Source organism: Acinetobacter sp. ACZLY 512, assembly GCF_023614015.1.
Taxonomy (GTDB): domain Bacteria; phylum Pseudomonadota; class Gammaproteobacteria; order Pseudomonadales; family Moraxellaceae; genus Acinetobacter; species Acinetobacter soli.
Map to the genome: position 1 here is coordinate 408,048 of NZ_JAKIVI010000002.1, position 15,471 is coordinate 423,518.

Sequence of the window (15,471 nt, forward strand, 5' to 3'; positions counted from 1 at the left end):
TATGATTTTGGTCAGTGCCTGTTTGGCTGGTGAACCAGTACGTTACGATGCAAAAAGTTGTCCTGTTGCACTGGTTCAACGTTTGCTGGCACAAGGTCTGGCCAAAAGTATTTGTCCCGAATGCTTGGGCGGATTACCTACCCCTCGCCCTGCTGCCGAAATTCAGGGCGGTTCGGGTGAGGATGTTTTGGCTGGTCGCGCACGAGTGATAGATGCGACGGGTGAAGATGTTACAGCCGCCTTCATCGAAGGTGCCCATCAGGCACTACGCATTGTAAAGCTGCATAATGCCAGCGTAATTGTACTCAAAGAAAATAGCCCCTCATGTGGTTCGCACTTTATTTATAACGGGCATTTTAATGGCCAGAAACAGGCAGGTTTAGGCGTAACTGCCGCACTGCTCAAACAGTACGGATTTGATGTTTTGTCCGAACATGAACTTGAAGATTGGTATCAACGACAACACTAATCAACAGATGTTGTATCTGTTTCGTGACGACTTTGACGCGCCCAATAGGTCGCCAGCAACGCGCCTGAGATGTTATGCCATAAGCTAAACAAGGCACTCGGTACGGCGGTCAATGGTGACGCCGCGAAATGAACCGCGGCCAGTGCTACACCTAAACCTGAATTTTGCATCCCCACTTCAACCGCAATCGCCTTGCCATCACGATGCGAGAGCTTAAATGCACGACTGGCCCAGTAGCCAATTAAAAACCCAAGTCCGTTATGCAGTATCACCACAGATAAAATCAAAGCGCCCGACTGTAAAATCGCGGCTTTACTGGCCCCAATAATTGCTGCCACAATCGCAACAATCGCCACGACTGAAATCAGCGGCATCACCTCGATATATCGATTCACTTGCACTGCAAAAAAACGTCGTAGCAAGAGCCCAATCACGATGGGCACCAGAATCACCTGTAAAATCGATACAAACATCGACATGGCATCAATCTGAATCCATTGACTGGCCAACAGATAAAAAATAGCAGGTGTCAACAGCGGTGCCAGCAAGGTCGAAACACTGGTACATGCCACCGAGAGCGCAACGTTGCCTCGCGCCATATAAGTAATTACATTCGATGCCGTTCCACCCGGACAACATCCCACCAAAATCACGCCAATCGCGATCGCTGAAGGCAACTGAAATAATTGACACAGTAAAAAGGCCAGTCCCGGCATCACCACGAACTGCGCCACCACGCCAATTAATACGGCTTTAGGATGGTGTAACATGCCTTGAAAATCGTCTAGCGACATGGTCATGCCCATGCCCAGCATAATGATCCCCAGCAGCCATGGAATATAAGCTTTAAGCCACACAAATAAATCCGGCGTCCAGAGTGCCAGCGCAGCAAAGACCACCACCCAAAGGGCAAAGGTTTTTTGCACAAATGCCGTAAAACGAAGTAAAGCTGTCATCAAGAGATAAAACCTTTAAAAACCAAAAATGAAAAGCATGCTTGCTGAACCTAGTTCAATAACTCACGCGATGAAATGCGTTTCACCCCTGCTTTTAACATATCTTGCCACGCATGCTGTAAAGAGCCATTCATGTCGATGGCTTTACAGGCATCGACCACCACGTAGCTATCAAACCCAGCCGCGCAGGCATCTATGGCAGTCCATGCCACACAAAAATCGGTCGCGATACCCACAATATAGACAGTATCGATATCACGCGCCTTTAAATATGCCGCCAGACCAGTTGTGGTCTTACGATCTGCTTCCATAAAAGCGGAGTAGCTGTCGATATCACGGTGAACGCCTTTTCTTAAAATCAACTGTGCCGAAGGTAAATCAAGTGCGGGATGCAATTCGGCATCATGCGTCCCTTGAACGCAATGGCTCGGCCACAGGACCTGATCGCCATAAGGCAGTTGAATGTGCTGGTATGGCTGTTTACCTGCATGATTTTGGGCAAAGGAAATATGATCTTCGGGATGCCAATCCTGCGTGATGACAATCGTATCAAAACAAGCACCCAACTGATTAATACACGGAATAATCTGATCGGCATCTGCAACCGCGAGGTGCCCACCGGGCGTAAATCCATTTTGTACATCGACCACAATTAAAGCGACGTGATTGGGTTGTTTCATTTTTCTCTCCATGGAAATTCATGCCCACCGTCGCAGAGCGCTTCAGCAGTCTTTCTTATATGAGGAATCGATCATATTTTAAATATTTCACAGCATAGCAACTCATACGCCGCTGACAAGTCATGTTAAAAAATTCAATGATTGAATGCGTCGCACTGATTATGTGACAGATCGGCCACACCATCCTTTTGAGACTTTGTATTGTGTCAAAGTTTTTACATGCTTTGATCAAAGGATATTGTTCTTATCTCTCTGATCAGTCATAATTTGCATAATAGTCATCCAGCCTACTTGTTTAGGCCGTGACTTACACTCAAAATACTGCAGACCGTCCACTTTTCGTATTTACTATTTCATCCGGATGGAACAATAGGATATTTTTTTAAAATGACTCAGCAAGCACCGACCATTCAAGGTTCAATCGTCGCAATCGTCACCCCTATGTATAAAGATGGCAGTGTAGATTGGAAGGGTCTTGAGAAGCTCGTTGAGTGGCATATCCAACAAGGTACAAACAGTATTGTCGCCGTCGGCACCACTGGCGAAGCGTCAACACTTAGCATGGAAGAACACACAACCGTTATTAAAGAAATTATTCGTGTGGCGAACAAACGTATTCCAATTATTGCAGGTACTGGTGCAAATTCCACTCACGAAGCCATTGAATTGACAAAAGCCGCGAAAGAGCTTGGCGCAGATGCCGCACTTTTGGTGACGCCATATTATAATAAACCAACACAAGAAGGCCTTTATCAGCATTATAAAGCCATTGCAGAAGCCGTAGATATTCCACAAATTCTATACAACGTTCCGGGCCGTACCGGCGTGGATATGTCGAACGAGACGGCAATCCGTCTGTCCGAGATTCCAAATATTATCGGCATTAAGGATGCAACTGGTGACGTGCCACGTGGCAAAGCATTGATCGACGGTTTAAAGGGCAACATGGCGGTGTATTCGGGTGATGACGAAACCGCATGGGAATTGATTACGCTTGGCGCCAAAGGCAATATTTCGGTCACTGCCAATATTATTCCTAAAGCAATGAGTGAGTTATGTGCAACTGCTTTGCAAGGTGAGTCGGAGCAGGCAAAATCGCTCAATGAGCAAGTTGCAAATGTACACAATATTCTGTTTTGCGAATCGAACCCAATTCCTGTGAAATGGGCGCTACATGAGATGGGCTTAATCGAAACCGGAATTCGTCTTCCTTTGACTCCTCTCGCCGAACAATATCGCGAACCTCTCCGTCATCAGCTAAAAGCTGCGGGAATTATTCAATAAGAGCAAATTATGATGCAGTTACGTCTTGGGTTTACCTTCGCAATCGCCAGTATCGCTTTGGCCGGTTGTAACAGCTTGAGTTTAAATAATCATTCTTTGGACTATAAAAAGGCATCTAATGTTGCTCCGCTTGAATTGCCTGCCAATGCAACCATGCGCCCGTTTACACCGCTGTATCCGGCGCCGATTGTTGATGATCTGGCAATTCAGCATGCACCAAATTTTGAAAATAAACGCGGTAACCGTTATGCAGCACCTCGTCCGGAACAGGTACAAGCGCAACCTGCAACTGCATCTAATACCAGCATGAGCATGAGTCGTCCGCGTTTGGTGACCGATGGAAACAAAAATCCGTTATTGCAAATTGACGGTCCATCAGAAGCGGTATGGCAATACACCATGGCGACGCTCAGCAGCATGAACTACAGCGTGATTGCACAAGACAAAAATGCGTATCAAGCCACCATTAAAGTGGGTGAGCAAGTTTTTGTCCTCAGATTAACTGCCGTTGGTACAAGTAACAATCTGGCACTGTTTACGCCAAGTAACAGCTTTGCCGATACTGCGACTGCCAACCAAGTGTTAAACCAGATTAACCAAAACTGGCCAGCCTAGACTCTCTAGGCGATTTTTTTTTGAAAAAGGTTCCCCCATGTTAAAACAAACCTTGCTCTATACTGGCAAAGCAAAATCTGTATACGAGACAGACAGCGCAGACCATTTGATTTTAGTCTTTCGTGATGATGCCTCCGCGTTCAATGGCGAAAAAATCGAACAACTAGATCGTAAGGGCAAGGTCAACAACCGTTTTAATGCCTTTATTATGGAAAAACTGGCCGAAGCAGGTATCGAAACGCATTTTGAACAGCTGCTTACACCAAACGAAGTGTTGGTGAAAAAGCTCGACATGATTCCAGTCGAGTGCGTGATTCGTAACTATGCGGCAGGTTCATTGTGCCGTCGCTTAGGTGTAGAAGAAGGCAAAGAACTGACTCCGCCAACATTTGAATTGTTCTTTAAAGACGATGGCCTTGGCGATCCGATGGTGAACGAATCTCAAGCGATTGCTTTAGGCTGGGCGACAGCGGATCAGTTGGCTAAAATGAAAGAACTTACCTATCAAGTCAATGATGTGTTAAAAGCATTGTTTGATGCGGGTAACATGATTCTGGTCGATTTCAAACTTGAATTTGGTGTGTTCCACGACCGTATCGTCCTTGGTGATGAGTTCTCTCCAGACGGTTGCCGTTTGTGGGACAAAGACACCAAAAAGAAACTTGATAAAGACCGTTTCCGCCAAGGTTTAGGCGGCGTGGTTGAAGCCTACGAAGAAGTGGCAGCACGCTTGGGTATCGATTTAACAGATATCTAATTGTCTTGTGTTTAAAAAAAACAGCGCTTGGCGCTGTTTTTTTATGTTTGCTCCATCTTTATTTTCTTAGTCTATCGTCGAAGGCAATTCTGGTGCAAAAATTAAGCATCGATCAAAAATGATCCAAAAAAGTACATTTTAATGCATTTAGAACATTCATCCACTACTTACTTCACTATATCAACCACATTAAGATACTGAAAAATATTATTTTTTTAAAAAATATTTTTTAGTATTCGATTCAGCCTCGATATCGATGTTTATCTTCTGGTCTGACCTGGTCTTACCAGAAGGGGCTATTTCCGTTTTTTTATACTCATTATTAAGCATTTTAAATAGTCCAACTTTTTATTGATTCAATTATGAAAACCTTAAAGCAATTTAAAATCATATACTTATATTAATTAATTTTCTTTTTTTCATCATGGCATGGTTGTTGCTAAATCTAGATACACAATCTGTTCTCCCCTATGCTTGCTGGAGTGACCATGTCAAACCGTACATCCTTTGTTTTTGCTTTAACCACGCTTTCTGCTGTTTTAGTTTCAAACTTTGCTCATGCCGATGCCCTAGCCGATATTAAAAAAGCCGGTGTAATTAAAATTGCAATTCCGCAAGATTTTCCGCCATTTGGCACTGTGGGGACCGATTTAAAAGCACAGGGCTACGATATTGATGTGGCTAAACTGATTGCACAAGATTTAGGAGTAAAATTGCAATTGGTGCCAGTCACCAGTGCCAACCGTATTCCCTATCTGACCACCAAAAAAGTGGATTTGGTGATTTCAAGTTTAGGTAAAAATCCTGAGCGAGAAAAAGTCATTGATTTTGCTGGACCCTATGCGCCTTTTTATAATGGCGTGTTTGGACAAAAGAATATCGCGGTAAAATCTGCTGCGGATTTAGCGGGTAAAACGATTGCCGTCACACGTGGTTCAATCGAAGATTTAGAGCTGAGCAAAGTCGCACCAAGCTCAACCACCATTAAGCGTTTTGAAGACAATAACTCGACCGTATCGGCTTTCTACTCAGGTCAGGTGAATTTGATTGCAACTGGCAACGTGGTCGCGGGAAGCTTAAGTAAACACTTTAGCAAAAAGCCGCTTGATACCAAATTCATTATTAAAAACTCGCCATGTTATATCGGTCTAAATAAAGGCGAAGCAGCTTTACAAGGCAAGCTCAATGCCATTATTAAAACCGCAAAAAGTAACGGTCAGCTCAATCGAATTTCGGTGCAATGGTTGGGTGCTCCTCTTCCAAAACAACTCTAATGTCACCCACGTCCGTTTGAATGAGAGATCGAGATGGCCTACGAGTTTGAGTTTTCCAGTGTTCTGCCCTACACCGGCATGATTGCCGAAGGGCTGGGCCGTACAGTGGTTCTAACACTGATTGGTACGGTGTTTGGCTTGGCACTGGGGGTGATTGGGGGAGCATGCCGTGCTTGGCGTATTCAACCGGTCAGTGCCCTGTTTCGGATTTATGTCGAAGTGATCCGTAATACCCCGTTTCTGGTGCAGTTGTTTTTTATTTTCTTTGGCTTACCCGCCATTGGCGTGACCATGAATGCATGGACTGCATCCATTTTGGCCATGATTATCAATTTGGGGGCTTATAGTACCGAAATCGTTCGTGCTGGTATTCAGGCCACGCCCAAAGGTCAAATCGAGGCAGCAGCTTCACTGGCCATGACCCGCTTTCAAATTTTGCGACATGTAGTTTTGCCACCGTCACTGGGTCGGGTCTGGCCAGCGCTGTGTAGCCAAATTATTATTGTGATGCTGGGTTCTTCGGTGTGTTCGCAAATTTCGATGGAAGAACTCACCTTTGTCGCCAACTTTATTCAGTCGCGTAATTTCCGTGGCTTTGAAATCTATATTGTGGTGGCGGTGCTGTATCTGGTGTTGGCGGTATGCGTTCGCGCAATCTTGATGCGAATTGGACGTGTCTGCTTTAAAGGGAGCGTTTAATCATGATGATGATGCAAGAATTTACGCTCTGGAACATTATTCAAAATCTGCTGAATGGCTTGGGCTGGTCATTACTGTTATCGCTGATGGTGTTTGTGCTCGGTGGCTTGTGTGGCTTACTGGTTCTGATGCTTCGGATTAACCCAGATCCGATATTACAAAAAGTTGCTGTGGTGTATATCGAATTCTTTCAGGGTACGCCGCTGCTGATTCAATTATTTATGACCTTTTTTGGCCTGTCACTGTTGGGTATTGATATTTCACCATGGGCTGCTGCTGCCTTTTCACTCACAGCCTATGCCGCTGCCTATTTTGCCGAAATCTGGCGCGGCTGTGTACAAGCGATTCCAAGCGGTCAATGGGAGGCGGCTGCAAGCCTTGCGATGACGCGTTTACAGCAGTTTCGTTATGTGATTTTGCCTCAGGCAACTCGTATCGCCATTGCACCAACAGTCGGGTTTTCCGTACAGATTGTAAAAGCCACTGCCGTTACCTCGATCATTGGTTTTACCGAACTGACCAAAACTGGTTCTGTACTGGCCAACGCCACCTTTGAACCATTCTTGGTTTTTGGATTGGTTGCGATCGGTTATTTCATCTTGTGTTATCCACTATCTGCCTTGGCAGCTTATCTTGAGAAGAAACTTCATGGCTCTGCTTCACATTCATAATTTGCATAAACGCTTTGGCGATCACCATGTACTCAAAGGTATTGGACTAGAAGTAGAAGCTGGTTCAGTGGTGTCGATTATTGGCCGCAGTGGTTCGGGCAAAAGTACTTTATTGCGATCGATCAATGGTCTCGAAACCATCGATGAAGGATACATCGAGGTCGATGGGACCTTACTTGAAGTCGGGCAAACCGATTTAACGGCACTGCGCCTGAAAGTCGGGATGATTTTTCAGCAGTTTAATTTATTTCCACATTTGAGCGTGATTCAAAATGTGATGCTGGCGGTCCAGATTGTCAAAAAAGTCGATAAGGCGGCGACTCGTGATCTGGCCATGCTGATGCTGGATAAAGTTGGTTTAAAACACAAAGCCGATGCCATGCCGAGTCAGCTTTCTGGCGGACAGCAGCAGCGTGTTGCGATTGCACGTGCATTGGCCATGTCGCCTAAAATCTTGCTCTGTGACGAGATTACCTCGGCACTCGATCCAGAATTGGTCAATGAAGTTTTGGCAGTCGTACGAGACTTGGCCCAAGATGGCATGACCTTGATCATGGTCACGCATGAAATGCGCTTTGCCCGTGACGTGGGCGACTACTTGCTGTTTATGCATGAAGGTCGCGTACATGAATACGGCCCTGCCAAAGCATTATTTGCAGCACCTCAAACCGATGAATTACGTTCGTTTATTCATTTAACTCACGCCTAAAACCTGTTCAGGGCAATTCATCTGCAGGATGTATTGCCTACTTTTTTCTACCGTCCTCAGTGATCTAAGATTACATAAATCACCTCGTTGAATACTGGACTCTTTGTAAAAATCTTATAAAAATAAAGAGAATAACACGCATAAATCAATGCCAGATGCTGGCTTATATGCATTTCAAAATCACATGATCACAATAAAGGAAATTGCAATGAGCGAGACTGAAAAAGAAAAAGCCGAGGTTGAAAAAGAAAAAAACGACAACAATCTAAGCTGGCAAGAGCGAATGGCAGTGGAAGAACACGAAAAGCTTTCGCCCCGCTTGGTTTATGAAATTATCCGCCGCGATGGCATTGAGGAGCTGAACCGTCCGACCAAGGCGCTGATTTTCTCAGGTATTACCGCAGGCGTGATTATCAGCTTCTCCTTTGTTTTTAAAGCCATTCTAACCGCCTACTTGCCCGCAGATGCACTTTGGGTAGATCTGGTCACCAACATGGGCTACACGGTCGGATTTGTACTGGTCATTATTGGACACATGCAACTTTTTACCGAAAACACCATTACTACGGTGGTTCCACTCTTTAATCCGTTTACCTTTGATAAGCTCAAAGGCGTATTTCGGCTGTGGAGTATTGTATTTGTCTGCAATTTAATCGGAACGGCGCTGGCGGCCTTATTTTTACTCAACGCCCAGCTTTTTCCACCAGAAGTTGATCAGGCTTTACACGAGCTGGCCCATCATGTAGCTGCGTTGAGTGCCACAGACAATATTATTAAGGGAATCCCTGCGGGTATCCTGATTGCATCCTTGGTCTGGATGCTCCCTTCGGCCACCAACAAGTTTTTACTGATTTTCTTTATTACCTATCTGATGGGTTTGGGTGGATTTACACATGTGATCGTCGGCTCGGCAGAAATGGCCTACTGGGTATATCAGGGGCATGCCTCGCTTTATGACTATGTGCTTCAATTTTTACTTCCGACCACCTTGGGCAATATTTTGGGAGGAACAGGCGTGTTTACCTTACTGATTTACGGACAGGTGAATGAAGAACTGGACTAATCGTACAGCGTTTTGATCGGTAGTGGTTGCCCAAACAAAAAGCCCTGAAAACTAAAGCATTGGTTTTCTTTTAGGCAGTCGAGCTGCTCCTGAGTTTCGACGCCTTCGGCGACAATATTCAAATCAAGCAAATGCGCTAGACGGATAATCGTATTCACAATCGCCAGATCGCGCGGATTATCCACAATATTTTTTACAAAGGATCGATCGATCTTGAGCTGATCTAAAGGCAATAGCTTCAAGTAATTCAGCGATGAGTAGCCCGTGCCAAAATCGTCCATCGAAAAGCGAACGCCAATTTCGATCAGTTTTTTCATTTTTTGAATTGAACTGTGCATATCGCGATAAAACATACTTTCGGTCAGTTCTAAACGCAGGCGATGAGGATTGGCCTCTGTTTCGCGAATGATCTGCATGACGTTGTCTTCAAAATCGGATTGGCGAAATTGCTGTACACTAATATTGACCGATACCGTCCAGTGCGCCGAATGTTCATGCTGGCTCCATTGGTACAACTGCTGACAAGCCATCCGTAACACGCGATTACCAATATGATGGATCAGATCCGATTTCTCAGCCTGTTCAATAAATTCGCCGGGTAAAATCAGCCCCCGTACCGGATGAATCCAGCGCAATAATGCTTCATAGCCAATAATGGTTTTATGCTGATCCACAATAGCCTGATAATACAACTCGAACTCATCTCGAATCAGTGCCTGCCGTAAATCTGAAATGAGCGAGGCGCGTGACACCACCTGCGATTCCATCAAAGGATCGAAGGTACAAATGCAGTTTTTTCCGTTGGCCTTGGCTTGATAGAGCGCCATATCCGCATATTTGAGCAGTGCATTTTGTGGAATGGAATCATCTTTAAATACAAAAATTCCGATACTGGCACTGGTTTGAATGACCTGATTTTCAAGTACAAAAGGCTGATAAATCACTTGAGAAATACGCTCTGCAATCGAATGTGCCTGCTGATGCGCTGTGGCCTCATCTTCACTTAAGTGAGACAGAATAATCAGCAGCTCATCACCACCCAGACGTGCCGTGGTTTCTGTTTCCCGCACACATTTGCTGACCCGTTTCGCCACCATTTTGAGTAAATGATCGCCGTAGTCGTGCCCCAAGGTATCATTGACCGTTTTAAAGTTGTCCAGATCCATCATCATGATTGCACTATGATGTTGCTCGTCTTTACTGGCCTGAATCACCTGCTTTAGTCGCTCTTTGACATAGCGTCGATTGGGCAGTCCGGTTAATTCGTCATACAGCGCCATGTACTTGGCATGATCTTCGGAAGATTTCAACTGCGTGATATCGGTTCGGATAGAAATATAATTCTTTAATAAACCATTGTTGTCTTTAAGCGGCACTATGGTGGTATCGACCCAGTACAAATTGCCATGTTTGGTACGATTACAGATCTCACCTTTCCAAATCTGCCCTTGAGCAATGGTTTTCCACATGGTTTTAAAAAATGTCCGTGGATGATAGCCCGAGTTGATAATTTTATGCGTGCTGCCCACCAGTTCGTGATATTCATACTGCGAGATATCACAAAATTTCTCGTTCACATGGGTGATGATGCCACGATGATCGGTGATGGCCACAATCGAATGCGCATCGATCGCCAATTTGTAGTTTTCAAAATCTTTCAGAATTTTCGCAAGCTGCTGCTGCATGCTAAGCTGATCAGCTTGTTCAACCACACTGAGGGTGATGCCGGCGACCTGCTGATCGCCTGAAAAATAAGGCGATACAAAGGCCATTTTAGAGAGAGTGCCCTGCTTGTGACATTGAATCTGCCAGCAGGCCTGTCCCGAGTGTCCCTCAAATGCGGGTTGCAATAAGGGATAAATATGCTGCCACCAGTCATCTGGAAGTAGATCTTGCAAATCGCGTTGCTGACATACCGCGACATCCATGTTAATGCGTTCAAAGAATGCTGCATTTCCACCACACACCGTCATATTTTTATTTAAATGAGTGATGCTATTAACTGTATGATCCAGATTTAAACTATTTTTCACTTTTATATCAGCACTATTTTATTCTATAGACAAATCTGTCTATAAGTATAACATCATTTGTCATCCGTTTTATTTGGCATAAAAAATCTATTTAAATATTAGAAACATACTTTTACTATAAATTATAATTTTTTAAATTGTTCATTTTTAATAGATTAACTTGAAGATATATTCATGATTAACGGATCGATGGTATTTGATCCGTTATAATCTGCTTAAGCATTATGACATTTTATCTGTTGTATCATTTTCTAAATCCACCAATAACTTTGCAGGATAGACACGATCCCAGTTTTCTTTAAATTTTTTATGGATCGCATCGATTTCAAAGGTACTGGTTTTCGCAACCTGTTGCGCAGATTAAATATCGCACGCAGGTTTGCAATTCAAACTGCTCCAACATCCATTCTTTTTACCTATTTTTTTCATGACTTTATTGAAATAACTCTCATCTTCCTTGATGGGAGTTCCTTTGATTATTGTTGCTGCTGCTCGTGTTGCCAGCGACGTTGCTGTAAACGCTCACCTTCGACTTCACGCTTGTTTCTGGCGTATTCGTATAGCTTGGTGCCTTTGAGTTCAGGCGGCAAATACTCTTGCTCTACAAAATGCTCCGGATAATGATGTGGATACAGATAATCCACACCATAGCCCTGCTGCTTCATCAGTTTGGTCGGTGCGTTGCGTAAATGCAATGGTACAGGCAAATTGGCGGTTTTTTCTGCCAAAGCCAAGGCCCGATCGATGGCCAGATAAGTGCTGTTACTTTTCGGACTCGTAGCCAGATATACGGCACACTGGCCCAAAATAATTCGCGCTTCGGGCATGCCCACAGCCTGCACTGAGCGAAAACATTCCCCGGCCAACAGCAATGCATTCGGATTGGAGTTACCAATATCTTCAGAAGCGGCAATCAGCATGCGCCGTGCAATAAATACGGGATCTTCCCCGCCTTTCAGCATTCGTGCCATCCAGTACAGCGCTGCATCCGGATCACTCCCGCGAATCGATTTGATAAAGGCCGAAACGATATCGTAATGCTGTTCACCCGATTTGTCGTAGCGGGCAATATTTTGTTGTGCCACCTTAACCGTTACGGCATTGGTGACCAAATTTTCCTGATCAGGCTCAAATGTACTGGCAATTAAGTCGATCAGGTTGAGTGCCTTACGGGCATCACCAGCGGCGAACTGAAGCAGCGCATCGTATTCTTCAATATGAATATGGCGCGCTTTTAAAAAGGCATCCGAATCGAGCGCTCGATCAATTAAGCGTTGTATGGCATTTGCATCGAGCACATTCAAGGTATATACCTGACAACGCGACAATAGCGCACCATTCACCTCAAACGACGGGTTTTCGGTGGTGGCGCCAATCAGGGTAATCTTGCCTTTTTCAACCGCGTTCAGCAGCGCATCTTGCTGCGATTTATTAAACCGATGAATCTCATCAATAAATACCACGGGAGTCAACAGGTCGCCACTTTCGGCAATCACCTCACGTAGCTCTTTAACCCCGGTATTGAGTGCAGACAGACTGATAAAAGGCCGATCTACCGCCTGTGCCAACAGCAATGCAATGGTGGTTTTTCCCACTCCGGGTGGCCCCCAGAAAATAATCGAGGGCAAATGGCCCTGATCAATCATTTGACGCAGTGGCGCATGTTCACCCAGCAAATGATCTTGTCCAATAATTTCTGATAAATCGCGTGGACGTAAACGTTCGGGAAGTGGAATATGAGTATCTGACATCATCAAAGACTTTATGGGGTTTTCCTGTAGTCTATTGCGTCTGGTGCAAATCTACAATTTGAATCTACACTGCAACTGATCATTTGTTGTGATTAGACTGAATAAGCTGCGTAAGCGTGGCATAGGCGGCACGAATGCGGGCTTCATTGGGAAAATTACGGTTTGCCAGCATGACCAGTCCAATCTGCTCACTTGGAATAAATACCACATAGGCCGCAAAGCCATTCGTTGCACCAGTTTTGTTTAGCCAAGTTTGTGCTGGCGCTTTGACTGGATGAGCAATCGGCTGAGCCGGCTGTGCATTTAGCGCCATTTGAGTTGAATTACCGGCCAGCAAAGTGTCTAAAGCAACAGGATAGGCATACTGCTCCCACCCCAAACCTTGCTGCATAGGCCCAACCTTAAAATAAGCGATTTGTGTGCTTTCCACTGCTTGTTGCAGGGCAGGTTTGAGTCGCTGTGGATTCAGCTCAGCATCTAAAAACTTGAGCATATCGGCTGTGGTACTTTTGAGCCCATACGCCTGTGCATCAAACATCCCCGGTGAAACCCGAATCGCTTGTTTAGCCTTATAGCCCCATGCGTAATGTGGCATCTGAGCAGTTGGAACCTGAATATAAGTACGGCGCATGCCCAGCGCCACCAGCAAATTGCGCTCCATTAAGGTGGTATACGGGGCTTTCATGGCTCTCGCCGTCAGTTCTCCCATCAAACCAATGCTCGGATTAGAATATTCACGAATACGGTCTGGGGCTGCTTTGGGCTGCCACTGCTGAAAATACTTGACCATGTCGGATTGACTGGTGACCTGCTCGGGAAACTGTAGCGGAAAGCCCCCTGCGGTATAGGTACCCAAATTCAGTAGCGTAGCCTGATTCACGGCGCTTTGTTTTAACTCTGGAAAATACTGTGCGGGATGATCGCTGAGTTTCAGGTTGCCCTGTGCTTGCGCATAACCTGTTAGGGTCGCTGTAAACAGTTTACTCACGGAACCAAGTTCAAATAGTGTTTGCTCAGAAACCGCCTGCTGGGTTTGTACGGATGCCACACCATAATGACGGTAGTAATGCCGTCCGTGCATGGTGACTGCAACGGACATACCCGGAATCTGATACTGATCGATCAATGGCTGAAAATGCTGATCGATTTGATGCTGAACCTGCTGCGCGCTCAGTGGCTGAGCGACTGCAGTGCAGGAGATGAATCCTGCCATACAGCCGGTAAAAGTGAACGATGCGATACGATGTAAATAAGTGGATTTCATTTAAAGTCTGTCGGTTGATGATTTGGGCGTTAATTTGAGTAGGCTGGCATTGGCGCCATCTTGAATCACCCAAAGACTTCCATCTTTGGCGGCATGCACGCCTCGAATCCGATGTTGCATATCAATGCGCTGTACTTCCTGTACGGGTTGCGATTGAAGATCAACCACCACAATGGATTCAGAAGATAACCCGCCGATAATGGCTTTATCTTTCCATGCTGGAAAGGCGCTATGCTGGTAAATAATCATACTGGACGGAGAAATAACCGGTGTCCAGCTCACCTCAGGCGCTTGAAATTCTGGGCGAGTATCGTGATCGGGAATTGGTTTTCCTGAATAATGATCACCATTGGAAACAATCGGATAGCCATAGTTGGCACCTTTCACAATCCGATTCAGCTCGTCACCGCCTTTGGGGCCCATTTCAACGACCCACAACTGACCTTTGGCATCGAAGGCCATGCCCAACGGGTTACGATGACCCAGTGACCAGATTTGCGCAGCAACACCACCTTGACTGGCGAATGGATTCCCGGTTGCTGGCGTGCCATCGTCATTTAAGCGCACAATTTTACCCAAATTCGACGTCATATCCTGCGCTGGATCAAACTTTTGTCGTTCGCCCGAACTGATCCAGAGTTTACCTTCCTGATCAAAAGCTAAACGATGTGCATAGTGGCCCTGTCCCGACATTTTGGGCACTTGCGTCCAGATTTTTTGAATATCGGTCAAACGTGGCTGTGCTGCACGGGTCTGATCGAGTTTGGCACGGATTACCACTGCACCGTATCCACCGGTGCCTGCCTCAGCATAGCTCAGATAAATCCAAGAATTTCGCGCGTAATCGGGATGCACAATCACATCGCCCAATCCGCCCTGCCCGCCATAACTGACTTTCGGTACACCCGCAACCTCAAGACTTTTTCGAGTGGCTGGGTCAAAGAGTTTAAGCTTGCCTTGACGCTCGGTGATCAGTAATCGGTCATCGGGCAATGTGGTCAGCGCCCAAGGCTCATCAAATTTGGCAACCGCTTCCTGGTTAAATGTTTGCTCTACGCGGGTTGCCTGTTGCACGCTTGAGCTGCTTTGCGAATTGGATTGGGGTGCTTTGGAGTTGGTGTTGTTTGCACCGCACGCCCCCAACAAAATAAAGCTACTACACAGTATCGACGTGGCAAATTGCTTCGTCATCTCGTTATACTCCTGAGTCTTTGATCTTGTAGCATAAAAAATTCAGACTCGGCAC

15 protein-coding genes are annotated in these 15,471 nt (G+C 45.5%); 9 read left to right on the top strand and 6 right to left on the bottom strand.

What is annotated here, in order from left to right; genetic code table 11:
* Position 1: 1 nt before the first annotated feature.
* On the top strand, positions 2–469 hold the full coding sequence (locus L2096_RS04350; protein WP_151746035.1) for a 2-thiouracil desulfurase family protein: 468 nt from the start codon (positions 2–4) through the stop codon (positions 467–469).
* Here the strand turns inward: L2096_RS04350 and L2096_RS04355 are convergent.
* Both L2096_RS04355 and pncA read right to left on the bottom strand, forming a co-directional pair.
* Complete coding sequence (locus L2096_RS04355; RefSeq protein WP_250364934.1) at positions 466–1,425, bottom strand: bile acid:sodium symporter family protein; 960 nt, start codon at positions 1,423–1,425, stop codon at positions 466–468. The two genes, L2096_RS04350 and L2096_RS04355, sit on opposite strands and share 4 nt — an antisense overlap.
* Positions 1,426–1,475: 50 nt before the next feature.
* A complete protein-coding gene (pncA, locus tag L2096_RS04360) occupies positions 1,476–2,105 on the bottom strand; it encodes a bifunctional nicotinamidase/pyrazinamidase (protein ID WP_004933690.1) in 630 nt (209 codons plus the stop codon).
* Positions 2,106–2,492: 387 nt separating this feature from the next.
* Here pncA and dapA point away from each other — a divergent pair, with 387 nt between their 5' ends.
* The 8 genes from dapA (at position 2,493) to L2096_RS04400 (ending at position 9,177) form a co-directional block, all read left to right on the top strand.
* Entirely contained in the window at positions 2,493–3,389 is an 897-nt protein-coding gene (gene dapA / locus L2096_RS04365) for a 4-hydroxy-tetrahydrodipicolinate synthase (RefSeq protein WP_004933688.1), read from the top strand.
* A gap of 9 nt (positions 3,390–3,398) precedes the next feature.
* Entirely contained in the window at positions 3,399–4,004 is a 606-nt protein-coding gene (locus L2096_RS04370) for a lipoprotein-34 precursor (NlpB) (RefSeq protein WP_250364935.1), read from the top strand.
* 37 nt (positions 4,005–4,041) lie between these two features.
* Positions 4,042–4,761, top strand: a complete 720-nt coding sequence (gene purC / locus L2096_RS04375; protein ID WP_004933683.1) for a phosphoribosylaminoimidazolesuccinocarboxamide synthase — start codon at positions 4,042–4,044, stop codon at positions 4,759–4,761.
* A gap of 488 nt (positions 4,762–5,249) precedes the next feature.
* Positions 5,250–6,035: a transporter substrate-binding domain-containing protein gene (locus L2096_RS04380; protein WP_004933682.1), complete on the top strand. Its 786-nt coding sequence runs from the start codon at positions 5,250–5,252 to the stop codon at positions 6,033–6,035.
* Between the two features lie 33 nt (positions 6,036–6,068).
* Positions 6,069–6,734 (top strand): amino acid ABC transporter permease, encoded by a 666-nt coding sequence (locus tag L2096_RS04385; protein ID WP_004944663.1) that lies wholly within the window; start codon positions 6,069–6,071, stop codon positions 6,732–6,734.
* 2 nt (positions 6,735–6,736) lie between these two features.
* On the top strand, positions 6,737–7,405 hold the full coding sequence (locus L2096_RS04390; protein WP_004944662.1) for an amino acid ABC transporter permease: 669 nt from the start codon (positions 6,737–6,739) through the stop codon (positions 7,403–7,405).
* A complete protein-coding gene (locus L2096_RS04395; protein WP_055414841.1) occupies positions 7,383–8,114 on the top strand; it encodes an amino acid ABC transporter ATP-binding protein in 732 nt (243 codons plus the stop codon). Before L2096_RS04390 ends, L2096_RS04395 begins: the two co-directional genes overlap by 23 nt.
* A 208-nt stretch (positions 8,115–8,322) precedes the next feature.
* Positions 8,323–9,177 carry a formate/nitrite transporter family protein gene (locus tag L2096_RS04400; RefSeq protein ID WP_119690648.1) on the top strand — a complete coding sequence of 285 codons (855 nt, stop codon included), beginning with the start codon at positions 8,323–8,325 and terminating at the stop codon, positions 9,175–9,177.
* Here L2096_RS04400 and L2096_RS04405 read toward each other — a convergent pair.
* The 4 genes from L2096_RS04405 to L2096_RS04420 all read right to left on the bottom strand — a co-directional run bounded on the left by L2096_RS04405 (position 9,174) and on the right by L2096_RS04420 (position 15,416).
* Positions 9,174–11,210, bottom strand: coding sequence for a putative bifunctional diguanylate cyclase/phosphodiesterase (locus L2096_RS04405; protein ID WP_250364936.1), 2,037 nt, complete (start codon positions 11,208–11,210; stop codon positions 9,174–9,176). The two genes, L2096_RS04400 and L2096_RS04405, sit on opposite strands and share 4 nt — an antisense overlap.
* Before the next feature lie 476 nt (positions 11,211–11,686).
* Complete coding sequence (locus tag L2096_RS04410; RefSeq protein WP_025096028.1) at positions 11,687–12,961, bottom strand: replication-associated recombination protein A; 1,275 nt, start codon at positions 12,959–12,961, stop codon at positions 11,687–11,689.
* Between the two features lie 79 nt (positions 12,962–13,040).
* The gene (gene blaASDC, locus L2096_RS04415) at positions 13,041–14,225 is read right to left on the bottom strand and encodes an ASDC family class C beta-lactamase (RefSeq protein WP_250364937.1); all 1,185 of its coding nucleotides are present in this window, start codon (positions 14,223–14,225) and stop codon (positions 13,041–13,043) included.
* A complete protein-coding gene (locus tag L2096_RS04420) occupies positions 14,226–15,416 on the bottom strand; it encodes a PQQ-dependent sugar dehydrogenase (protein ID WP_048765198.1) in 1,191 nt (396 codons plus the stop codon).
* Positions 15,417–15,471: the final 55 nt, after the last annotated feature.